Consider the following 22,970-nt stretch of genomic DNA (forward strand, 5'->3'; position numbering starts at 1 on the left):
AAGGTTCTGATCACAACAAGGTGATGGAGAAGCTATGAGTTCATCGTGTATAGAAGAAGTGAGCGTACGAGATAACGAATGGTATCGTATCGCAAATGAAATGCTGAGCCGGGCAGGTATCACCCTCAACGGCCCAAACCCCTTTGATATTCAGGTCAAAAACCCGAACTTTTTTAAACGCGTTCTGCAGGAAGGTTCTCTCGGCCTTGGCGAAAGCTATATGGACGGCTGGTGGGAATGCGAACGGCTGGATATCTTTTTCACTAAAGTCCTGCGTGCCGGGCTGGAAAACCAACTCCCCCACCATTTCAAAGATACCCTGCGCATTGCGGCGGCAAGACTGGTTAACCTGCAGTCTAAAAAACGCGCATGGATAGTCGGGAAAGAGCATTACGATCTTGGCAACGATCTGTTCAGCCGGATGCTGGACAAGCACATGCAATACTCCTGCGGTTACTGGAAAGACGCGACAAATCTCAGCGACGCTCAGGATGCCAAGCTCAAAATGATCTGCGAAAAACTGCAGCTGAAACCCGGTATGAAGCTGCTGGATATCGGCTGCGGCTGGGGCGGTCTGGCCGAGTTTGCAGCACGCAACTATGGCGTATCCGTCTTTGGTGTGACTATCTCAGCAGAACAGCAAAAAATAGCGCAGGCGCGTTGCAAAGGCCTGGATGTCACCATCCTTTTACAGGACTACCGCGACCTGAACGAACAATTTGACCGCATTGTTTCCGTCGGCATGTTTGAGCACGTCGGGCCTAAAAATTATGCCACCTACTTTGACGTTGCCGACCGCAACCTCAAGCCGGACGGCATTTTCCTGCTACACACAATAGGTTCTAAAAAGACCGACAATAATGTCGATCCGTGGATCAATAAGTACATTTTCCCTAATGGCTGCCTGCCGTCGGTGCGGCAGATTGCCGACGCCAGCGAACCGCATTTTGTGATGGAAGACTGGCACAACTTCGGCGCCGACTATGACAAAACGCTGATGGCCTGGCACGAGCGTTTTCTGGCAACCTGGTCAGAAATCGAAGGCAACTATTCTGAGCGCTTTAAAAGGATGTTTAGTTACTACCTGAATGCCTGCGCCGGCGCTTTCCGGGCGCGCGACATTCAGCTCTGGCAGGTTGTTTTCAGCCGGGGCATTGAGCACGGCCTGCGCGTACCCCGTTAAAACAGACCCGGTGAATGCCGGGTTTTCTTCTTTGCAATTGTCTCTCTTTGCGCACCAATGTGATTAACCTCACAGGTTTAGCCCTGCCTGCGCTTAGCGGCTTGATCTGCTTAACAGATATCATTTCCTGGGATGGAAACCGGTTTCATCAATCACAGACAATCTGGGCATTAGCCGTATCAATGATTGCCTGTCGGAGATGGCAGGTCAGACCGTGAGGACAACGATGAAATACGCATTTCCTGAGCATTTCTGGTGGGGCAGCGCAGCCTCCGGCCCACAAACCGAGGGCGAAGCGCTGAACTTTGGCAAATCTGAAACCATCTGGGACCGATGGTTCGCCGAGCAGCCTAACCGTTTCCACCACGGCGTCGGGCCACAAAACACCTCAACTTTTTATCAGCGCTGGAAGCAAGACATCGCCCTGCTGAAAAAGCTCAATCACAATACTTTCCGCACCTCCATTTCCTGGGCTCGTCTGATTCCCGAGGGCACGGGTGAAGTCAATCCGCTGGCGGTTGAGTTCTATAACCAGGTGATTGACGAACTGTTGGCTCAGGGCATTAAGCCATTTATCAACCTGTACCACTTTGATATGCCCATGGTGATGCAGGAAAAAGGCGGCTGGGAAAGCCGTGAAGTGGTTGATGCCTATGCCGCCTACGCCAATACCTGTTTCGAGCTTTTCGGCGATCGCGTGAAGCACTGGTTTACCTTCAACGAGCCGGTTGTTCCGGTTGAATGCGGCTACCTCTATGACTACCACTACCCTAACGTGGTGGATTTCAACCGCGCGGTGACCGTCGCTTACCACACCATGCTTGCCCACGCTAAAGCGGTCAAGGCTTACCATGCCCGCAGCGATGACGGCCAGATTGGCATCATTCTCAACCTGACGCCATCTTACCCTCGTTCGCAAAACCCGGCTGACGTAAAGGCCGCCAACCTGGCCGACCTGATGTTTAACCGCAGTTTCCTGGACCCGGCACTGCGCGGTGAATATCCTGCTGAGCTGGTCGCGTTCCTGAAAGAGCACGATAAACTTCCGGCCTGTCAGCCTGAGGACAGAGCCCTGCTCGCTGCGGGCGTCGTAGACTTACTGGGGATTAACTACTACCAGCCGCGCCGCATTAAGTGTCGCGACACGCTGGTTAACCCGGAAAGTCCGTTTATGCCGGAGTGGTTCTTTGAGTCCTACGAAATGCCGGGTCGCAAAATGAACCCTTATCGTGGCTGGGAAATCTACGAGCGCGGGATCTACGATATTCTCACCAATCTGCGTGAAAATTACGGCAACCCGGCCTGCTATATTTCAGAAAACGGCATGGGCGTCGAAAACGAACAGCGCTTTATCGACAACGGCCAAATCAACGATGATTACCGGATTGATTTCGTTCGTGACCACCTGAAGTGGCTGCATAAGGGCATCAGCGAGGGCAGCAACTGCCTTGGTTACCACATGTGGACATTTATCGATAACTGGTCATGGTGCAACGCCTACAAAAACCGCTATGGCTTTGTGTCGCTGGATCTTAATACCCAGCAGCGCACGATTAAGAAAAGCGGCGAGTGGTTTATGAAAACTGCAGTCGAAAACGGGTTTAACGAAGAAGATTAATCCTGGTTAAGAACGAGAAACGGGGCCAGCTGGCCCCGTCTTTTATGGCTAAAGAATGTTTATTCGCTAGCGGGAATCGCCGCTGCTATTGCCGCTTCACGGCTAGCCAGCACGCGTTCAACGGTGTCGACAATTGCCTGGGTCTGCGGGTCAATTTCAATGTTCACGCGCTGCCCCAGTTTTTTAGCACCAAGCGTAGTGCGCTCCAGTGTTTCAGGGATCAGATGCACGCAAAAACGCGTGGCGGTCACCTCGCCCACCGTCAGGCTGATCCCGTCGATGCCCACATAACCTTTATAAAGGATATATTTCATCAGGGTCTTATCCTGGATCTTAAACCAGATTTGGCGGTTATTTTCTGAGGTCAGAATTTTTGAAATTTCGGCCGTGGTCATAATATGACCCGACATTAAATGTCCGCCGATTTCGTCGTTAAATTTGGCAGCACGCTCAACGTTCACGCTGTCGCCCACGCTTAGCTCACCGAGGTTGGTGATGCGCAACGTCTCTTTCATCAAATCAAAGCTAACGTGATTGCCGTTGATTTCGGTTACCGTCAGGCAGCAGCCGTTATGCGCCACCGAAGCCCCGGTTTCGAGGTCTGGCAGCATTTCAGTCGGCATATCAATAACGTGGGTGCGGAAATTCGGTTTCTCATCGATGGAAACCAGGGTCGCCGTGCCCTGCACAATACCTGTAAACATCTAAAAACTCCTGGCAATTCGCAGACGGTAACGCTACCGCCATTAACAGACATTTTCGCACTTTAGCAGTTGGAAAATCAGCTTGCCAGTGCGGGGCGTGCGCTGGCTCTATTTTTGACTGGCGTATAAATAAACTCCCGCTACAATAGACTGGTTATTTCCCCAGTTCATCTTCTTGCTGCCTGTTTTGGCGGCTTTTTTAGTCTCTCATACATATAAAAATAATCAGGTGTAATCATGCAGAAGTACCTCACCGAAGCTCGCCAGCTCCTTGCCCTGGCGATACCTGTCATCATCGCGCAGGTCGCTCAAACTGCAATGGGATTCGTCGATACCGTGATGGCCGGCGGCTACAGCGCTACCGACATGGCCGCCGTGGCGATCGGCACCTCCATCTGGCTGCCCGCTATTCTGTTCGGCCACGGGCTGCTATTGGCCTTAACGCCAACCGTTGCGCAACTCAACGGTTCGGCGCGACGTGACCGCATTGCGCACCAGGTTCGCCAGGGGTTCTGGCTGGCTGGCATGGTTTCCGTGCTGGTGATGGTGGTGTTGTGGAACGCGGGCCATATCATTCACGCTATGCACAATATCGATCCTGAACTGGCGGATAAAGCCGTTCGCTATCTCCGAGCGCTGCTCTGGGGTGCGCCAGGTTACCTGTTCTTCCAGGTAGGACGTAACCAGTGCGAAGGCCTGGCCAAAACCAAGCCAGGTATGGTGATGGGCTTTATCGGCCTGCTGGTCAATATTCCGGTCAACTACGTCTTCATTTATGGCCATTTCGGCATGCCAGAACTGGGCGGCGTGGGCTGCGGCGTGGCAACGGCGGCGGTGTACTGGGTGATGTTCTTCAGCATGCTGTCTTACATCAAGAAAGCGCGTTCGATGCGCGACATCAAAAACCCGGATGGTTTCAGCAAGCCGGACTGGGCGGTGGTCAAGCGCCTGAGCCAGCTCGGACTGCCGATTGCCCTGGCGTTGTTCTTCGAAGTTACGCTGTTTGCCGTTGTCGCCCTGCTGGTTTCCCCGCTGGGTATCACCGACGTTGCCGGGCACCAGATTGCCCTCAACTTCAGCTCGCTGATGTTTGTGCTGCCGCTCTCTTTAGGGGCCGCGGTGACTATTCGCGTCGGTTTCCGTCTTGGGCAGGGCTCCACCCTGGATGCACAAATCGCCGCCCGCACCGGGGTTGGCGTGGCCATTTGCCTGGCGATGTGCACCGCGTTGTTTACCGTTATTTTCCGGGAGCACATTGCTCTGCTGTACAACGACAATCCGGCAGTTGTCGCGCTGGCGGCGCATCTGATGCTGCTGGCAGCCATTTACCAGATATCCGACTCAATCCAGGTGATAGGCAGCGGCGTTCTGCGTGGCTACAAAGATACCCGCTCGATCTTCTTTATTACGTTCATCGCGTACTGGGTGCTGGGGCTGCCAGCCGGCTATATTCTGGGGCTAACCGACTGGGTCGTCGAACCGATGGGCCCGGCCGGGTTCTGGATCGGCTTTATTATCGGCCTGACTTCCGCCGCGATCATGATGATGTTGCGTATGCGTTGGCTGCAGCGTCAGCCTTCCGTCACAATCCTGCAGCGCGCCGCGCGTTAATTAAACAACGGTAGCCGCATCCGCGGCTACTTTCTCTCCATTCTGCGCAGATGCTCGGCAATCGTGTGAAATCTGGAATAAAATTGCGAGTTTTCCCTTGCAAGCCCCGAGGTGTATCGCTAATATTCGTCCCCGCTGTCGCCAAGACAACAATGCGTTCATAGCTCAGTTGGTTAGAGCACCACCTTGACATGGTGGGGGTCGTTGGTTCGAGTCCAATTGAACGCACCATTTTCAAATATATCAGTGCGTCCGTAGCTCAGTTGGTTAGAGCACCACCTTGACATGGTGGGGGTCGGTGGTTCGAGTCCACTCGGACGCACCATATTTGCTAAAGCAGTTCCCTTCTTTAACCCGCTTTTCTTCAAGCTGATAAATTCCAAATTTCATTTTTACACGCAAGCCCGTAGCGCATGAAAACGTCATTTTTAGCGTTTTGAGCGTCCGCCGGTGTTTGGGGATGCGAAAACCCGAAAGGTTGCATATCATAAAGCGAGTCATTCACTAAACCACGACAGGTAACTTATGGAAATCGATCTCAATAATCTGGTGTTTTCCGGGTTAGATGAAGCCGAAGCGCGCAACGCCGAGCGCCAGGAAGACGCAGACAAAAAAGCTCAGGCCGTTGTGGCCGATGACGACTGCGGCGACGCCTGCAAAATCTGATAAAAAACCGGCTTACTCAGCCGGTTTTTTTATGTTACGCCGTTCTTCTCACGGCAATACATTTCACTTCCACCAGCAGCCCCGGGCGAGCCAGTTCAGACACGCCGATGCAGGTCCAGGCACAGTGTCCCCGCGGAAACAGTTCGTCTTTCACCTCCCGAAAAACAGCCATGTGTTCTTTCATGTCTACGTGGTAAGTAGTCATTTCCACAACGTCTTCAAAGTTGCAGCCCGCGGCCTGAAGGACCAGACGCAGGTTTTCCCAGCAGGCCATAAACTGCGCCCTTGGGTCAGCTATCACCTGTAAATCAGGCGTGCGCCCAACCTGCCCGGCACAATAAACCGTGTTACCTACCACCACCGCAGGTGCATACCCCGCCCGTTCAGCAAGTACTTGCATGGAAGGCGGCATAATAATTTCTCTGTCTGACACGACTGTCTCTCCCCATTATTTAAAGGCTCGCAATTCTCGCGCCTGCAGATGAATCATTTTGATCTCACCCGATGTTGACCGGGTTTAGCGCATCTTCGAAGAATCTTATCGCGTTTCGTAGCGCCTGGTCCGCCTCCGGCAATATCCCGGCAAACAAATGCCAGACGTGAAACATTTCCGGCCAAACTTCTAGAGTGGTACGAACCCGGCTCTCACTCATGTGGGATGCAAGGCGAATGGCGTCGCTCAGCATCACCTCGTTTTCACCAACCTGTATCAGCGTGGGAGAAAGGCCTTGTACATCGGCAAAAACCGGAGAAGCATCCGGATGTGTGGGCAGCACTCCGGCAAGGAAACTTCGGGCCAGTTGGTTCAGGAAAGCTACACTGCATAAAGGGTCCAGCCCATCCCGCACCGTTGCAGATGCGCCGCTATGCGTTAAGTTAGCCCACGGTGAAATAGCTACTGCGGCGGCGGGTAATGCCAGGCCAGCACCGCGCGCTTTACGCATCAGCGTGACAACCATCGCCCCACCGGCAGAATCCCCCGAAATCATCAGCGAGCGCGGGTTTGTACCCTGCTCAAGCAAGGCTCGGTAGGCCTGAAAGACATCATCAATTGGCGTCGGGAAAGGAAACTCAGGCGCCTGACGATAATCTACCGCATATACTTTAGCCTTCAAGGCGCGAGCATAACGCCCGGTTAATCCCCGATAAGCTTCGACCCCACCGTGAACATAGCCTCCGCCATGAATATAAATCATCACCCGATCCTCAGTGACTTCCTCAGGCGTGACAAACATCGCACCAATACCGCCCAGGCTGGCATCGGCAAAGGTTACGCCCTCCACGGGAGGGAACAACTCATCCAGCTGCTTCACATAGTCAGCCCGAACTGCTTTCCAGTCAGCATCAGACTGGCCATATACCTTCTTCACAACCGGCCCGGCGGCTTTTATCCAGCCCATAAGGGCTGCCTGTGCGTTATCAGGAAGCATTTATTTCTCCATTGTCTACTGTGATTAAACAAAAAAGATTATGCTTAATGATTTGACGAAAGAGGTTCACCAATGTCACTCCGCACAGGCACTAAAAGCCATTCAGACCTCGATCTCGGTAGCCTGCGAGTTTTCGTGGCTATCGTGGAAAGCGGGAGCTTTGTCGCCGGAGGAAAGGCGCTGGGCTTAACCCGTTCCGCCGCAGGAAAAGCGATTGCACGCCTTGAAGCACAGCTGGAAACGCGGCTATTTAATCGTACGACGCGAAGCGTCGCCCTGACCCGCGATGGCTACGGTTTTTATGAACGCTGCGCACAGATTTTGCAGGATATTGAAGAAGCAGAGGCGAGTGTCCGGCAGAATTTTTCCAGCCCCGGCGGAGTGCTTCGGCTCAGCGTCCCGGAAACGTGGGGCAAAGTAGTGCTTCTGCCTTTTCTGAAGCACATCATGGCGGCCTACCCGAGACTGGATATTGAAGTCAATTTCACCGACCGCGTGGTGGACCTCGTCGCGGAGGGGTTCGATCTCAGCCTCCGACTGGGTGATTTACCGAAAGATTCACAGCTTATTGCACGAACCGTGCAGCGCATTCGCCCTCATCTGTTTGCTTCCCCAGATTACCTGGCCAGTTCAGGTATACCAGGTTCGCCAGAAGATCTTCGCCTTCACCAGCGGCTGATTTACGGCCTGAGCCCTCAAACGACAAACTGGACGCTGTTCACGGCCAGCAATGAGAGCGTGTTGGTTGAAGGGCACAGCAGGATCCGCTTCGACAGCGGAGAGGCTATTTGCGCCGCCGCTGTTGCAGGCTTAGGCATCGCTTTCCTGCCAGCTTTTCTCGTTGCCCGGGATGTCGCAGAGGGCACACTGGTGCCCGTACTGCCTGAATTAGGCGGCACGCCACTGAGCGTGAACGTGGTGTACCCTAATCGGAAACATCTGGCAGCCAAAGTGAGGTTGTTTATCGACAGCCTGGTGAAGCATATGGATCATTAACAACATCCCGATGAAATGATTTGGGAATTACAGGCCCTAATCCTGCGCTCCTAATCCGGTGAATAACCCCAGCAGTTCCCGAGGCGCATCAGCCGCAAACCCCATGGCAAAATTCGCGGCAGACTCCTGCTGAAAACGAACGGTTCGTGCAGCCATTGCCTCCTGATATACCTTAAAAGCACCCTCCATGCTGGAAGGCTGGGAAATGATGGCATAGGCGAGATCGACGGCATCCGCCATCGCCAGATTCACGCCCTCCCCGGCAAAAGGTGACATAACATGCGCGGCATCACCAATCAGGGTCACATTTCCCGCTGCCTTCCAGAACTCCGCGGTAGGTAACACATAGATTGGCCTGGCAACCATCGGCCCCTCACTTTGCACTAACATCTCGCGGTAGCATTCGCCCCAGTCACGGAAGTGTTCAGCCAATTCATCACGAGTAAAGGTTCTGCGCGATTGCGCTTCCGGTACGGGTATGGCGGCATAGGCTGAAACCTCGTCTCCAGGTTCACAGTGAGCCATGATGCCCCGGCCTTCGCTCAGAGCAAACAACGACCCCTTGCCCACCAGCGCTTTCACCGCAGGATATTGCTGGCTTACGTTCGGGTAACGCAGCTCAACAAAGGTTATTCCGGAATAAAGCGGTTGCTGTCCCGTTAACAAAGGCCTGACTTTCGACCACGCACCATCGGCGCCTATCAGGGCATCACAAACATGCGTACTGCCGTTCTCTAGCCGGAGAAGAAAGCCTGTGCCCTGTCGTTCGACGGACCTTACCCGACTGTTCCAACGAATGATCCCCTTGGGCAACGCCTCTATCACTAGTTTGCGCAACGCGCCGCGGTCGACTTCCGGGCGGGAGCCATCACCTTCATCCTGATACAAGATATGGCCGTTTTTATCACGCATCAGAGTTGCATCCGCCCCCTCCAACACCAGAGCCATTGCGGCTTCATACAATCCCGCCGCTCGAAGTGCAGGTTTACCCGTGCCTTCGTTCAGATTGAGCATGCCACCCTGATGGCGTGAATCGAGAGAAGCATCAGCCTCGAAATACAGACCGCAATACCCTGGCGGTGCAACATGTACGCCAGCAGCGGCCCCGCTACACCAGCGCCAATAATGGTTATCATAAAAATGCCTCTGACTGTCGGAGAAGAAACGGTTTTATCAGCAGCCAGATTGAAACGCCAGCCAGAACAAGCATAAAAAGCTCAAACATTCACCGGACAGTTTCTACGGGGCTTGTCAACATCCCGATTGCCCGTCATAATGTTGTCACTTCTCACCAAAGAAGATAAAACAATAATCAATTCAGTCGGTTATCGTTTTACAAATCGTATTAAATGCGTTCATAGCTCAGTTGGTTAGAGCACCACCTTGACATGGTGGGGGTCGTTGGTTCGAGTCCAATTGAACGCACCATTTCTTTTTATTTTCATCATCTCTGAAAACGCTCAAACATCTGGCAACGCCCTGATAACAACTCGCTGTAAAACTGTGCACTCCGTCGCTGAATCAACGGTTTTGATTCCTTTTCCAGCCAGATTTATCTATACTACGCCCGTTCTTAACTTGAATGGTTTCAGCTCATTGGACTCCTTTTTTATACAACAACATCGTCTAACGCTTTCCCCTGCTGAACCACAAGCACACTTTCCTCTGCACGCTTTATTTCTGTCACCTATCCTTACCAGGTGCCACTTTCAACACCACAGTATTCTTTTAAGCTCCGGCAGCTCGGTCTCCCGGAACACGATTTCAACATTCCTCCTCAACTTATAGATAAGACTGTCATGAAAAAGACTAAAATCGTTTGCACCATCGGTCCAAAAACCGAATCCGAAGAGATGCTGTCTAAAATGCTCGACGCGGGCATGAACGTTATGCGTCTGAACTTCTCCCACGGTGACTATGCAGAACACGGCCAGCGCATCAAAAACCTGCGCAACGTCGTTGCTAAAACAGGTAAAAAAGCCGCTATCCTGCTGGACACCAAAGGGCCAGAAATCCGTACCATCAAGCTGGAAGGCGGTAACGATGTCTCCCTGAAAGCAGGCCAGACCTTTACCTTCACCACCGACAAATCCGTGGTTGGTAACAGCGAAATCGTCGCAGTGACCTACGAAGGCTTCACCAATGACCTGACCGTGGGCAACACCGTTCTGGTGGACGATGGCCTGATCGGCATGGAAGTCACCGCCATCGAAGGCAACAAAGTTATCTGTAAAGTGCTGAACAACGGCGACCTCGGTGAGAACAAAGGCGTTAACCTGCCGGGCGTGTCCATCGCGCTGCCAGCGCTGGCTGAGAAAGACAAACAGGATCTGATCTTCGGCTGCGAACAGGGCGTTGACTTCGTGGCAGCCTCCTTCATCCGTAAGCGTTCTGACGTGGTTGAAATTCGTGAGCACCTGAAAGCCCACGGCGGCGAGAGGATCCAGATCATCTCCAAGATCGAAAACCAGGAAGGCCTGAACAACTTCGACGAAATCCTCGAAGCATCTGACGGCATCATGGTTGCTCGTGGCGACCTGGGCGTTGAAATCCCGGTGGAAGAAGTTATCTTCGCGCAGAAGATGATGATCGAGAAATGCGTTCGTGCACGTAAAGTGGTGATTACCGCAACCCAGATGCTCGACTCCATGATCAAAAACCCGCGCCCTACCCGCGCAGAAGCCGGTGACGTTGCTAACGCCATCATCGACGGCACCGACGCAGTGATGCTGTCCGGTGAGTCTGCAAAAGGTAAATACCCGCTGGAAGCTGTGACCATCATGGCAACTATCTGCGAGCGTACCGACCGCGTGATGACCAGCCGCCTGGACAACAGCAACGACAGCCGTAAACTGCGCATCACCGAAGCCGTTTGCCGTGGCGCCGTTGAAACCGCAGAAAAACTGGAAGCACCGCTGATCGTGGTTGCCACCCAGGGCGGTAAATCCGCTAAAGCCGTGCGTAAATACTTCCCGAACGCGACTATTCTGGCGCTGACCACCAACGAAGTAACCGCGCGTCAGCTGGTGCTGAGCAAAGGCGTTGTCACCCAGATGGTGAAAGAAATTGCCTCCACCGACGACTTCTACCGCCTGGGTAAAGAAGTGGCGCTGGAAAGCGGCCTGGCTCGTAAAGGCGACATCGTGGTGATGGTTTCTGGTGCGCTGGTCCCAAGCGGCACCACTAACACCGCCTCGGTCCATGTTCTGTAATTGACTTGTTAACAAGTTTAATTAACAAAAAAGCGCCTCCGGGCGCTTTTTTTATATCACTTGCAGTCAGATCTTAATAAAAATGCAAATCGGATTTTACTATTTAAGCTTACTCTTAATTAAGATGAATCCGATGAAATTCCCCTGTTTTCTCTCTTTTTTTTAACTTTCCGGCTCCGTTCGGTGCTTCTTTGAGCGAACGATCAAATTTAGGGGTATTCCCGACAAAAAATTATTCTCATCACAAAAAACTTTGTGTAATACTTGTAACGCTACATGGAGATTAACTCAATCTAGAGGGTATTAATAATGAATCGTACTAAACTGGTACTGGGCGCGGTAATCCTGGCTTCTACTATGCTGGCAGGTTGTTCTTCTAACGCTAAAATCGATCAACTGTCTTCTGACGTTCAGACTCTGAACGCTAAAGTTGATCAGCTGAGCAACGACGTGAACGCAGTGCGTTCTGACGTTCAGGCTGCTAAAGACGACGCCGCTCGCGCTAACCAGCGTCTGGACAACCAGGCTCACTCTTACCGTAAGTAAGAGTCACTGGTATAAAATGGCGCACAATGTGCGCCATTTTTTTTGCCTGTCATTTATCCCCACCGGCTACTGTGTCGCGCTAGTCGCCTCTTCAGCATTTACCACGCCATTCCTCGCCGACTGCACCGCCATCGTTGCCGCAGGTGTTTGCCCCGCAGAGACCACAACGGGATACCCCGCACGCCTGTATAGCGCCTTCTCCACTAACGCTTTCTCCACGCCGCTACCGGCCCGGAACTCGCTAAAGCCAGCGGGAAGCACGTAAGGCATAGTCTGCGTGTTCTGCTGCTCATCCTGAGAAAGCGGCCGATGGACTTCGACGTAGCGAACGCCGTTTGGCTCAACGGAGAATTTCACCGGATCGTTAATCACCCGCACCGTCGTGCCAGTTTTCGTTTGCTCAAACAGGGCTTTGATGTCGGGGGCATTCATTCTGATACAACCGGAGCTGACGCGCAGCCCCACGCTGTCCGGCGCGCTGGTGCCGTGAATCAGGTACTCGCCATTACCGTAGGCCAGCCGCATAGCGAATCTCCCCAGCGGGTTATTAGGCCCGGCAGGCACGACGGGCGGCAGCTTGATCCCTTTTTCCAGGGAGCGCTGGCGAATACCGGCGGTAGGTGTCCAGGTAGGGTTGGGGATCTTTTGCCCAATCCTGGTGGTCATCAACGGCGTCTCCAGCCCCTGCAGACCAATACCAATCGGATAAACCTGCACAATATTTTGTCCCGGCGGGAAGTAATACAGCCGCAGCTCGGCAAGATTCACCACAATCCCCTCGCGCGGCACGTCCGGCAGCAGCAGCTGGCTGGGGACGATCAGCACCGTGCCGGGTTTAGGCACTGGCGCAATGGAGTTATTGGCCTCCAGCAGCAGCATCGCACCGGTGTCAAAACGCCGGGCAATAGCCTGCAGGTTACGATCGCCTGCCTGTACGGTATAAGTCTGGTTTTGGCCAATCAGGCGGCTGCCTTCCGGCGGTAAGGGATAATCGAGGGCTAAAGCGGGCTGAATGGCGCTCAGAGCGCCGATAATGGCCAGTGTGAGTAAAGACGCGTATTTCATACTTTTTATTCCTGTAGTCGCGCTGGCGAGCGCCAGCAGGCTGAAAGACAAGCGAGGCAGAAAACCGCCTCGCAAAACAGGACCATAGGTATGATTAAGTTTAGCTAACTTAAATGAGATTGGTGGCTTGGTTGCGAATTGCGCGAATCATCGCTTCCAGCCCCTGAGAGCGGGACGGCGTCAGATGCTGTGCGAGCGCCATTTTTTCAAACCACGGGCGCACATCAAACGCCACGATATCCTGCGGCGTCATTTGCTGATAGAGAATAAATACGATAGCGATCAGCCCTTTAACGATAGCGGCATCGCTGTCACCCTCCAGCGTAATCACCCCATCGGGCTGCTGGTGCATGACTATCCATACCTGGCTCTGGCAGCCCTGAATAATATGTTCAGGCTTGTGTTGCTCCGCCGCCAGTTCCGGCAGGCGGCTGCCCAGTTCGATAATGTAGAGATACTTCTCTTCCCAGTTCGCACAGCGGCTGAAATTTTTTAGCAGTTTGTCTTTATCCGGCAGCGTGGCCATGACCGTCTCCGTTATCCTAACAGGCTGTGGATACGCTGCAGGCCGGCGACCAGGCGATCCACTTCTTGTTCGGTATTGTACATGGCAAAGGAGGCGCGGCACATGGCCGGGACGCTGTAGAACGCCATCAGCGGCATGGCGCAATGGTGCCCGGTGCGAACCGCGATGCCGTAGTTGTCGAGGAAGCTGCCGACGTCATAGGCATGATGTTTCCCGAGATTAAACGCCAACACACCACGGCGCTCTGCCGGGCCGTATACGGTGAGATCGGGCACGGCCTGCAGCGCGTGTTGAGCATAGCGCATCAGGTTGCGTTCATACTCGCCAACCGCCTCCATGCCCAGCCCTTCAACGTAGCTCAACGCTGCCCCAAGGCCGATAATGCCAGCCGTGTTTGGCGTCCCGGCTTCAAAGCGCCACGGGGCTGCGGCGTAAGTCGTCCCTGCAGTCAGGCTGACGGTAGCAATCATCGACCCACCGCCTTCCCATGGCGGCATATCCTGCAGAATGCTTTCTTTCACATACAACACGCCAATCCCCGTTGGCCCGTAAATCTTGTGCCCGGAGAAAAGATAAAAATCGCAGTCCAGCGCCGCCACATCCGTGACGTGGTGCATCACCGCTTGTGCGCCATCCACCAGCACTTTGACGCCCGCCTGATGCGCGGTAGCGATCATCTCCTTCACCGGGTTTTCGGTACCGAGCACGTTAGAAACGTGGGCAATCGCCAACAGTTTTGTGCGCTCGTCAATCAGCGTCGGGAAGACATCAAGCTGCAGCGTGCCGTCCTGGTTGAGCGGGATAACGCGCAGCTCCGCGCCGGTACGCTCACACAGCATCTGCCACGGCACGATGTTAGCGTGGTGTTCCATGGCGCTGATGATGATGTTATCCCCGGCCTGGACGTTGGCGCTGCCCCAGCTATTGGCCACGAGGTTTATCCCCTCGGTGGTACCACGCACAAAGACAATCTCTTCCGGTTTTGCCGCGTTGATAAAGCGTGCCGCCTGACTGCGCACGTTTTCCATCAGGGTGGTTGCTTCTGCGCTCAGAGTATGAATGCCACGGTGCACTGCGGCATACCCATGGCGATAAAACTCAAGCTCGGCGTCAATCACCGCCTGTGGTTTCTGCGCGCTGGCGGCGCTGTCCAGATAGGCCAGCGGCTGGCCGTTGACCTCACGGCTCAGAATCGGGAAATCAGCCCTGACCTGCTCAATTGAAAAACTCATGCCTCGCCCCCTGCAAAGCGCCGGGCGATACGTGCCAGCACCTGCTGTTTTAAGGCCTCGTCGCGAATACTTTCGGTAAGCTCTGCGGCAAAGGCGAAGATTATCATCTGCTGTGCAGCCTGTTCGCTGATACCACGGGAGCGCAGGTAGAACATCTGTTCGTCATCAATGCGCCCAATGGTTGCGCCATGGCTGCACTTCACGTCATCGGCGTAGATTTCCAGCTGTGGCTTGGTGTCCACCTCCGCCAGGCGGCCAAGCAACAGGTTATTGTTGGTCATCTGCCCGTCGGTTTTAATCGCGTGCTGAGCCACTTTGATCATGCCGTTAAACACCGCCCGGCCCTTATCACGCACGATGGTTTTATGCAGCTGGCGGCTGTTGCAGTAGCCCTTGTTGTGCTCAAGCCAGGTTCGGGTGTCGCACACCTCGTTATTTACCGGCAGCGCCAGACTGTTGATGTGCAGCTGGTTGTTCTCGCCGTTAAGCTGCGTGCTGGTGTTGTGGCGCAGCACTGCGGCCCCCAACAGGAAGCTGTGGCTGCTCACCGTCGAGTCCTGCTCAATCAGTAGATCGTTGTGCGCAAAGTGGTAGCTGGCGGCATTTTCAAACGCCAGCTTGTAGTGGCTAAGCTGCGCGTTGGCGGCCACTTCGGCGGTAAATCGTGCGCCGGTGAAATGCGCCGCCTCGTCAAGGCTGACGAAGTGCTCCATCACCGTGGCCTGAGCGCCCTGCTCAAGGATCAGGTGGTGACGGTAATGCGCCGTCGCCATCTCCTGCGCCTTGCTGCCGCGCGTGACGTGCATCAGCAACAGCGCTTTTTCAGGCTGCGTGTTAGGCGCCACGCGAATATGCGTCACGGTCTCCGCCAGGCTTTCCGTCAGGTGCAGGAACACTTCGCCCTGAACCGGCGCGGGCAGCGTCTGGCGGTTATCGTCGATACTGATCACAAAACCGCTGTCGGCGATGTCATCGCTCAGTTCGGCGCTGAAATGCCCGTCAACAAACACCAACCGCAGCGCGTCTACAGGCAGGGCAAGCTCGTCACGCTGTTGCGCACTTAAAGGCGACTGAGGCGCAAAGACAAACTGGTTATTCAGCAACCCGTCGAGCGGCGTGTATTTCCAGTTTTCATGCTTGCGTGTCGGTAAACCCAGGCGCAACAGCTGCTGCATATGCTGCTGGGCCACCTGCGAGCGGCCCGTGCCCTGAGCTTCAAACAGATGATGCCACTGCTGGAGCGCGTTGCCGTTACTGCTGTTCGGTAAGCCAGCCATAACCCTGCTCCTCCAGTTGTTTCACCAGGCTGAAATCGCCAGATTTAACGATGCGCCCCTGATACAGCACGTGAACAAAGTCCGGCTTGATGTAGTCGAGGATACGCTGGTAGTGGGTGACCACGATAAATGAACGCTTGCCGTCACGCAGCGAGTTAACGCCTTCGGCCACAATCTTCAGGGCATCAATATCCAGCCCGGAGTCGGTTTCATCGAGAATACACAGCTCCGGCTCCAGCACCGCCATTTGCAGAATGTCGTTACGCTTTTTCTCGCCGCCGGAGAAGCCGACGTTCACCGAGCGGGTGAGTAAATCTTCCGGCATTTGCAGCAGCTTGATTTTCTCTTCCATCAGATCCTGAAAATCAAAGCGATCCAGCGACTCGAGGCCCCGGTATTCCCGCACCGCATTCAGCGCGGTTTGCAGGAAGAACTGGTTGCTGACGCCGGGAATTTCCACCGGGTACTGGAAGGCCATAAAAATACCTTCGCCGGAGCGGTCTTCCGGCGACAGTTCCAGCAGGTCTTTGCCGTTGAACTGCACCGATCCGCCGGTCACTTCGTAGTCTTCACGACCGGCAAGCGTGGCGGATAAGGTACTTTTCCCGGAGCCGTTTGGCCCCATGATGGCGTGAACTTCGCCCGGCTTCACTTCGAGGTTTAAGCCACGCAGGATCTCTTTATCCTCAACGCTGACCTGTAAATCTTTAATGCTTAACATAGTTTTCCCTTAATCCTTAACCGACGCTGTGTTCGAGGCTGATGGCTAATAATTTTTGTGCTTCCACCGCGAATTCGAGCGGTAACTCTGAGAACACGTCTTTGCAGAACCCGTTGACGATCATCGAGATGGCGTCATCTTCGCTGATGCCACGCTGCAGGCAATAGAACAGCTGATCTTCACCAATGCGCGACGTGGTGGCTTCGTGCTCCAGCTGCGCCGTGTTGTTGCGGCACTCCACGTACGGGAAGGTGTGCGCCCCGCTGTCCGGCCCGATCAACATCGAGTCGCACTGGGTGAAGTTACGAGCGTTGGTCGCGGTGGGCATGATTTTCACCAGGCCGCGGTAGCTGTTCTGGCTATGACCGGCGGAGATCCCTTTCGAGATGATCGTCGATTTTGTGTTCTTGCCGATGTGGATCATTTTGGTGCCGGTGTCCGCCTGCTGATGACCGGAGGTCAGCGCCACGGAGAAGAACTCGCCGATGGAGTTATCGCCACGCAGGATCACGCTCGGGTACTTCCAGGTGATGGCAGAGCCGGTTTCTGACTGTGTCCAGGACATCTTGCTGTTCTCACCTTCGCACAGGGCGCGCTTGGTGACGAAGTTCAGGATGCCGCCGGTGTTGTTATCCCCCGGGAACCAGTTTTGCACCGTGGAGTACTTCACTTCCGCATCGCGGTGAATAATCACTTCCACTACGGCGGCGTGGAGCTGGTAGCTGTCGCGCACTGGTGCAGAACAGCCCTCGATGTAGCTCACATAGCTGCCTTCATCCGCCACTAAAATAGTGCGCTCGAACTGACCGGTTTTTTCCGCGTTGATACGGAAATAGGTGGACAGCTCCATCGGGCAGCGCACGCCTTTCGGGATGTAAATAAAGGTGCCGTCAGAGGCCACCGCGGCGTTAAGCGCGGCGAAGAAGTTATCGTTAGACGGCACCACGGTACCCAGGTATTTTTTGACCAGTTCCGGGTAATCGTGAATCGCCTCGCCGAAGGAGCAGAAGATAATGCCCTGCTCGGAGAGTTTTTCGCGGTAAGTGGTTGCCACAGACACGGAGTCAAAAATGGCGTCAACAGCCACTTCGCTACCTTCGCGCACCGGTACACCAAGCTGCTTAAACGCGTCTTCGACTTCGTTCGTCAGGAAAGCATTAGGTGGCTGTTGCACCGCTCCGGGCTGGGACGCACAGGTGTCGTCGCAGCTCCCGCAGGATGGTGCGGAGTAATAGCTGTAATCCTGGTAATTCAGTTTGTCGTAATTCGCCTTCAGCCAGTGCGGCTCTTCCATTTTCAACCATGCATGGAAGGCGTTGAGACGAAACTCCAGCATCCATTCGGGCTCGTTACGACGGGCAGAGATTGCCCGAACCACCTCTTCGTTTATGCCCTTCGCCAGCTGCTCGGTCTGCAGCTCGGTGAAAAAGCCCTCTTTATAATTGAGGTTGCCGGTCCAGGTTTTGACATCGTCAGTTGCTTCAGTATTACGAGACATAGTACCGCCTATACCCCAAAGCTTTCGCCGCAGCCGCATTCGTGCTGCGCTTTCGGGTTATTAAATTTAAAGATCTGATTCAGGCCTTCACGCACGTAATCCACTTCCGTGCCGTCGATAAAAGGCATGGCGGAGAGCGGCACCCACAGGCGCGCGCCGTCAAACTCATAGACCAGATCGTCCGGCTTCGGCTCGGTGACCGTGTCCAGCACGTAGCCAAAGCCAGCGCAGCCCGTCTGTTTGATACTCAGACGGATGCCTTTAAGCTCGGATTGTTTGGCGGCCAGATCGCGGATATGCGCGCTGGCGGCCGGGGTCAGGGTCAGCCCCTGCCAGGCAAAATCATTGGGATCAAAGGAACCGGTTTGCACATCCATTCTTCACCTCATCATTCTCTGCGCCCGAAGGCCGATACCCTTATGTTAATGATAACAATTATCAATACAACGTTATGAAAACAGGGGTATTCGCGAAACGCTGGTTTTTTGGGCGTCTTTACTAAGGATAGACCGTCATGAAACTCTTGCCGATGGCGAAAAGAGCTGTTTAAGCCACTGGTGTAAAAGGAAATATCAAAGATGAAAAACGCCTGAACCGGGCAAGATAAAAGATGTATAGAAAATATCTATTTATGTGATTGGAAGCGCATTGAATGCGAAATTAGCGCCATAAAGTACCAGTAATTTTCAGTTTTACGGGAACAAGAAGAGGTGCGGTCGCAGGGGGATTAAGGTATCTGTTCAGAAAAATCCGCCCCCTGGTTACCAGGGCATAAGGTTAACCAGGGGAACTGAGTTAGCTATGTTGAGCTGCATTACCACTCAAAGTTGACTGCCGCATTGTATGTCACGGCCTTGAAGTCTTCGGTATTGGTTGAAATCCCGGCCTTCGCGGCGACATTTTCATTGAACCGATACCCGCTACCAATGGCCATCGCGCTGGTAGATTCATACCCGCCGAGCGAGCCAGAAAGGTTGAATTTGCCAACGCTGTAGGGCTGGAAAAGCCCTGAGAGCGCCGCCTGGGAGGCAAACCCACGCTTCATTTTGTGATCCAGTTTATCCACGCGGTTACCGAGATGGTTAAGATCGCCATTAAGCTGGGTGATGGAGTCCTGGAACTGAGCATTGCTCCTGGCCTGACTCTGGTTAATGGTATTCTGCTGCGTATTCAGATTTGCCTGAGACTGGTTAATGGCCCCCTGCTGATTGTTCAGATTTGCCTGAGTCTGATTAATGGCCCCCTGCTGATTGTTCAGATTTGCCTGGGTCTGATTAATGGCCCCCTGCTGATTGTTGACGTTAGCCTGGTTCGCATTAACCGTGGACTGCTGTTGATTCACCGCATTCTGCTGGCTATTTACGCTGTTCTGGTTCTCATTCCACTCGGCCTGCTTGACGTTGGTGGCATTCTGCCGATCGTTGAGCATTTTTTGTTGGTCATTGACTGTCTGCTGTTTTTGAATGCTTTCATTCAGCGCTGAATCAATGGTATCAACGTTATTTTTAATATCACCGAAATTTCCATTGGTTTTATCAGCATCAGCATGTGAGTTACTGGAAGTCACGTCTGATGACCAGTCCCCCCATTCAAGAGCAGAGACAGACTGGGTGACTAATAATCCAGAAACAAGAAAGGCCAACAAAGACTTATTATTCATTAAAATTACTCCATTATTATAATAAAACCATTACTGTGCGGAGAAATTATTCATAAATAGAATTAACAAGGCAACACAGAAATAATGATAAAAATAGCCTGAAGTGAATATTCCTATCCATAAAAAATAAAATTAACCCGTTGTTTTTAAAGCAAAAAAAAAACAAAAAAATAACAAATTTGACATAAACAAACACATCAAAAACCACCAGACTTTCAGAATTCACCTCGGGCAAAAGTGGTAAAAAATCGATAATAAAAATCAGATTTAGCAATAAGAGAAAACCATACACATACCAAAAAAAAAAGATAAATAGATGAGATGAAGATCAGTTAGCTTTTATTGACGACTCTCATTACCTTCCATCGCTTTAACGTCAAATTTCCCGCAGCCTGTATGCGACAGGCTAACCCTCTGCCCTGAGATAAGAATGGCGTGAAAATATTCCGATTTATCGACTATCCTCCTGTTAAGAAAAAAGGAGCTTAGCCTGATGCTGAAAATGATTATGGTCACCGCCCGCGATGGCGTGAGGCTGCAGGAAATTATCGGTGTTTTCCTTCGCTATGGATTGCAGGACATTGTGCGTTTGCTGGGCCTGGCCTCGCTGCATGACAAAATTCGCGGCGGCAGCCAACACGATGCTTTACCGATGCCGCAGCGCCTGTGCGCGGCGCTGGAAGAACTGGGCCCGACGTTCGTTAAGCTCGGGCAAATCCTCTCAACCCGTAGCGACCTGCTTGACCCCGCATGGACGGAAGCGCTTAGCCAGTTGAATTCGAGCGCCAGCCCTCTGCCCTGGCCGCAGCTTGAACCAGGCGTTGTAGCGACGCTCGGGGCTTCACCTGCGGAGGTTTTCGCTATCTTTGATGAAACCCCGCTGGCCAGTGGCTCGATAGCACAAATTCACCGGGCCACGCTGAAAAATGGCGACGAGGTTATCGTCAAAATTCAGCGCCCCGGGATTGAAACAACCCTCAAGGCCGACCTGCGTTTACTCCGTTACCTGGCGGAAAGTCTGGAGCAGCAGAGCGCGGGGCTGGCTCGCTTTCAGCCGGTGATGCTGGTGCGTTATCTGGAAAACGCCCTGAATCAGGAACTGGATTTTTGCCATGAAGCAGCCAACGGGGAAAAGATTTATCAGTTTTTCGCCGACAACGACGACGTCGTCATCCCCAGGATTTATTGGGACTGGTGCCACCCTACGCTGATGGTACAGGCATTTTTGCCCGGCGTGGCGCCGGTTGACGGCCTGCAGCTTGCCGCCGCCGGGTTTGATGGCCCCTTGTTGGCGCGTAAAGGCGCGACAGCGTTTATCAATATGCTCTTTGATCTGCGGACTTACCACGCAGATCCGCATCCCGGCAACGTCATGGCCCTGGCGGGCAACCGGGTCGGCTTCATTGATTTCGGCATGGTGGGAAGCCTGAGCCAGGCGCGACGCGACGAGCTGCTGTCGCTGATTTATGCCATCAGCGAGCGTGACGCCAGCGGGATTGTCGATGCCCTCATCGCCTGGAGTGGCCAGGAGACAGTAGATCTTACCGAACTGGAACTTGCAGCCAGCTATTTTCTGCAAAAACAGGGCAATCTCCCGCTACAGCTGGGAAAAGCACTGACCGATATGCTTTCCACCGTCCGGGAATTCCAGCTGGCGCTGCCGCCGGATTTGGTTTTATTGTTTAAGGCGTTGATCACCGCGGACGGCGTATTGCTGAGAATGGATCCGCAGTTCGACATTATTCGCATTCTTCGCCCGGTGATTAAGCGGGAGCTGTTAAAACGCTATACCCGCCTCGGAAGCCGCAGACGCCTGCTTAAACTCGGCAACCAGCTTCTTGAGGGAGGTGATTCGCTGCCGCAGACCCTACGTCTGGTGATGCAAAGGCTTCGTCACGGTAAGTTGCACGCGGACATTAACGTAGAGAATATTAACCAGCTCGGAAAGTCGCTTGAGCGAGCGGCCTCTACTCTGGCGCTCGCCCTTGTTTTAGCCGCCCTGACAATCGCGATAGCTCCATGGCTGCTCGGGTTGAACTGGACGCTGTTTGGCATCCCATTTTTCCCTGTACTTGGCTTGTTGTGTGCTATTGCGGGAAGCGCATGGCTAGTTATTCGGTTGTTAAGGCGATGAGATTTACGACATCGGAGCCAGGTTCCGATGTCGTAAAAAATTAGTGCACAGAATGCTGCAGCACCGGATAGGTAAACAGCAATAAATGGGTCATATTCAGCCCGACATGAAACGCCACGGCAACCCACAGCCGCCCGCTCCACATCCACGTCAGGCCGTAAATAAGCCCCGCCAGTGCGGCAAAAACAATCAGCAGCGGGCCACCGGCGAAATGCAGTCCGCCAAATATCGCGGCTGAAATAATCAGCGCCACAACCGGGTGCATAAAGCCGGATAAACGCTGCTGGAGATACCCCCGGAAGAGCGCTTCCTCCGCCAGCGAAACAAAGAAAATATTTGCGAACAGGAACGGCGGCAGCCACTGCGGGAAATGAGGTTCAATCTTTAAGCCACCCAAAGCTACCGCCAATAGCAACAGCCCTGGGATCAAAGCAATCAGCAAGATCCACCAGAGCTTAGCGGGCTGATATTTCGGCTCGCTGACGAACAGCGACTTCATCATCACCAGCAAAATAAAGGGCACCAGCGCTTTGTCGAAGTTGTAATACATGGAAAACGGCGCACTTTGCGGCCCGGCGGTCACCGAGTCCAGCACCTTTGGATTATGGAAACCGGGAATAACATGGATGGTCAGCGCTACTGCGGCGGCGACCAGCAAAAATTCAAGCACATAGCGCACGGGCTTTCTGTTTGCGGCTTTTAAATAAGCGACGGCAAGAGCGGTCATTACCGCCAGTGAAGCCAGTGCCCGCCAGTCGAGTACACCGTCAACGGCACCCCATACCACGGTCACCAGTAATAATCCGAGGGAAATCTTTTTATTAAATTGTAAAACCAGTAAGGCGGCTGCCAGCAATATCCACATCATTTTTCCTTAAGCCTGAAAACATC

21 protein-coding genes and 3 tRNA genes are annotated in these 22,970 nt (G+C 53.5%); 11 read left to right on the forward strand and 13 right to left on the reverse strand.

The genetic code is table 11. From position 1 onward, the window contains the following. The first annotated feature begins 34 nt into the window (after positions 1–34). Both cfa and gmuD read left to right on the forward strand, forming a co-directional pair. Positions 35–1,183, forward strand: a complete 1,149-nt coding sequence (cfa, locus tag A936_RS08120; protein ID WP_008456481.1) for a cyclopropane fatty acyl phospholipid synthase — start codon at positions 35–37, stop codon at positions 1,181–1,183. 226 nt (positions 1,184–1,409) lie between these two features. Next, on the forward strand, positions 1,410–2,801 hold the full coding sequence (gene gmuD / locus A936_RS08125; RefSeq protein ID WP_008456482.1) for a 6-phospho-beta-glucosidase GmuD: 1,392 nt from the start codon (positions 1,410–1,412) through the stop codon (positions 2,799–2,801). Between the two features lie 59 nt (positions 2,802–2,860). Here gmuD and A936_RS08130 read toward each other — a convergent pair whose 3' ends face one another. Then, positions 2,861–3,505, reverse strand: a complete 645-nt coding sequence (locus A936_RS08130; protein WP_008456483.1) for a riboflavin synthase — start codon at positions 3,503–3,505, stop codon at positions 2,861–2,863. A gap of 237 nt (positions 3,506–3,742) precedes the next feature. Here A936_RS08130 and mdtK point away from each other — a divergent pair, with 237 nt between their 5' ends. The 4 genes from mdtK to A936_RS23275 all read left to right on the forward strand — a co-directional run bounded on the left by mdtK (position 3,743) and on the right by A936_RS23275 (position 5,782). After that, a complete protein-coding gene (mdtK, locus tag A936_RS08135; RefSeq protein ID WP_008456484.1) occupies positions 3,743–5,116 on the forward strand; it encodes an MdtK family multidrug efflux MATE transporter in 1,374 nt (457 codons plus the stop codon). A gap of 154 nt (positions 5,117–5,270) precedes the next feature. Next, positions 5,271–5,347 (forward strand) — tRNA-Val (locus A936_RS08140). A 17-nt stretch (positions 5,348–5,364) separates the two neighbouring features. Continuing rightward, a tRNA-Val gene (locus tag A936_RS08145) sits at positions 5,365–5,441 on the forward strand. Positions 5,442–5,641: 200 nt separating this feature from the next. Further along, entirely contained in the window at positions 5,642–5,782 is a 141-nt protein-coding gene (locus tag A936_RS23275) for a hypothetical protein (RefSeq protein ID WP_008456485.1), read from the forward strand. Positions 5,783–5,816: 34 nt separating this feature from the next. Here the strand turns inward: A936_RS23275 and A936_RS08150 are convergent, their stop codons facing one another. Together A936_RS08150 and A936_RS08155 are read right to left on the reverse strand one after the other, a co-directional pair. Continuing rightward, positions 5,817–6,215 carry a RidA family protein gene (locus A936_RS08150; RefSeq protein WP_034808298.1) on the reverse strand — a complete coding sequence of 133 codons (399 nt, stop codon included), beginning with the start codon at positions 6,213–6,215 and terminating at the stop codon, positions 5,817–5,819. Between the two features lie 64 nt (positions 6,216–6,279). After that, positions 6,280–7,212, reverse strand: a complete 933-nt coding sequence (locus tag A936_RS08155) for an alpha/beta hydrolase fold domain-containing protein (RefSeq protein ID WP_008456492.1) — start codon at positions 7,210–7,212, stop codon at positions 6,280–6,282. A gap of 72 nt (positions 7,213–7,284) precedes the next feature. Here A936_RS08155 and A936_RS08160 point away from each other — a divergent pair, with 72 nt between their 5' ends. Beyond that, complete coding sequence (locus A936_RS08160; protein WP_008456494.1) at positions 7,285–8,208, forward strand: LysR family transcriptional regulator; 924 nt, start codon at positions 7,285–7,287, stop codon at positions 8,206–8,208. A 36-nt stretch (positions 8,209–8,244) separates the two neighbouring features. On the opposite strand, the gene A936_RS08165 is transcribed toward A936_RS08160, so the two are convergent. Then, positions 8,245–9,156 (reverse strand): FAD-dependent oxidoreductase, encoded by a 912-nt coding sequence (locus tag A936_RS08165; protein ID WP_157141392.1) that lies wholly within the window; start codon positions 9,154–9,156, stop codon positions 8,245–8,247. A 403-nt stretch (positions 9,157–9,559) separates the two neighbouring features. Between A936_RS08165 and A936_RS08170 the strand changes: the two genes are divergently transcribed. The 3 genes from A936_RS08170 (at position 9,560) to A936_RS08180 (ending at position 11,966) form a co-directional block, all read left to right on the forward strand. Then, a tRNA-Val gene (locus A936_RS08170) sits at positions 9,560–9,636 on the forward strand. 371 nt (positions 9,637–10,007) lie between these two features. Continuing rightward, positions 10,008–11,420, forward strand: coding sequence for a pyruvate kinase PykF (gene pykF / locus A936_RS08175; protein ID WP_008456501.1), 1,413 nt, complete (start codon positions 10,008–10,010; stop codon positions 11,418–11,420). 309 nt (positions 11,421–11,729) lie between these two features. Beyond that, on the forward strand, positions 11,730–11,966 hold the full coding sequence (locus A936_RS08180; RefSeq protein ID WP_008456504.1) for a major outer membrane lipoprotein: 237 nt from the start codon (positions 11,730–11,732) through the stop codon (positions 11,964–11,966). Between the two features lie 66 nt (positions 11,967–12,032). On the opposite strand, the gene ldtE is transcribed toward A936_RS08180, so the two are convergent. From ldtE to A936_RS22410, 8 genes are all read right to left on the reverse strand, one after another. After that, on the reverse strand, positions 12,033–13,031 hold the full coding sequence (ldtE, locus tag A936_RS08185; RefSeq protein ID WP_008456506.1) for a L,D-transpeptidase LdtE: 999 nt from the start codon (positions 13,029–13,031) through the stop codon (positions 12,033–12,035). Positions 13,032–13,140: 109 nt separating this feature from the next. Continuing rightward, positions 13,141–13,557: a cysteine desulfuration protein SufE gene (gene sufE / locus A936_RS08190; protein ID WP_008456507.1), complete on the reverse strand. Its 417-nt coding sequence runs from the start codon at positions 13,555–13,557 to the stop codon at positions 13,141–13,143. An 11-nt stretch (positions 13,558–13,568) separates the two neighbouring features. Further along, entirely contained in the window at positions 13,569–14,789 is a 1,221-nt protein-coding gene (sufS, locus tag A936_RS08195; RefSeq protein ID WP_008456508.1) for a cysteine desulfurase SufS, read from the reverse strand. Then, positions 14,786–16,066, reverse strand: a complete 1,281-nt coding sequence (sufD, locus tag A936_RS08200; RefSeq protein ID WP_008456509.1) for a Fe-S cluster assembly protein SufD — start codon at positions 16,064–16,066, stop codon at positions 14,786–14,788. The genes sufS and sufD overlap by 4 nt, the downstream gene beginning before the upstream one ends. Further along, the gene (gene sufC, locus A936_RS08205) at positions 16,041–16,787 is read right to left on the reverse strand and encodes a Fe-S cluster assembly ATPase SufC (RefSeq protein ID WP_008456510.1); all 747 of its coding nucleotides are present in this window, start codon (positions 16,785–16,787) and stop codon (positions 16,041–16,043) included. The genes sufD and sufC overlap by 26 nt, the downstream gene beginning before the upstream one ends. A 16-nt stretch (positions 16,788–16,803) precedes the next feature. Continuing rightward, positions 16,804–18,285, reverse strand: a complete 1,482-nt coding sequence (gene sufB / locus A936_RS08210) for a Fe-S cluster assembly protein SufB (RefSeq protein ID WP_008456512.1) — start codon at positions 18,283–18,285, stop codon at positions 16,804–16,806. Between the two features lie 8 nt (positions 18,286–18,293). After that, positions 18,294–18,662, reverse strand: a complete 369-nt coding sequence (gene sufA, locus A936_RS08215) for a Fe-S cluster assembly scaffold SufA (protein ID WP_008456514.1) — start codon at positions 18,660–18,662, stop codon at positions 18,294–18,296. Positions 18,663–19,099: 437 nt separating this feature from the next. Beyond that, positions 19,100–19,945 (reverse strand): YadA C-terminal domain-containing protein, encoded by an 846-nt coding sequence (locus A936_RS22410; protein WP_008456516.1) that lies wholly within the window; start codon positions 19,943–19,945, stop codon positions 19,100–19,102. 493 nt (positions 19,946–20,438) lie between these two features. Here A936_RS22410 and A936_RS08230 point away from each other — a divergent pair, with 493 nt between their 5' ends. Next, positions 20,439–22,079, forward strand: coding sequence for an ABC1 kinase family protein (locus A936_RS08230; protein WP_008456519.1), 1,641 nt, complete (start codon positions 20,439–20,441; stop codon positions 22,077–22,079). 40 nt (positions 22,080–22,119) lie between these two features. Here A936_RS08230 and A936_RS08235 read toward each other — a convergent pair whose 3' ends face one another. Then, entirely contained in the window at positions 22,120–22,944 is an 825-nt protein-coding gene (locus tag A936_RS08235; RefSeq protein ID WP_008456520.1) for a CPBP family intramembrane glutamic endopeptidase, read from the reverse strand. Between the last annotated feature and the right edge of the window lie 26 nt (positions 22,945–22,970).

The sequence above is a fragment of the Enterobacter sp. Ag1 genome, assembly GCA_000277545.1.
Taxonomy (GTDB): domain Bacteria; phylum Pseudomonadota; class Gammaproteobacteria; order Enterobacterales; family Enterobacteriaceae; genus Cedecea.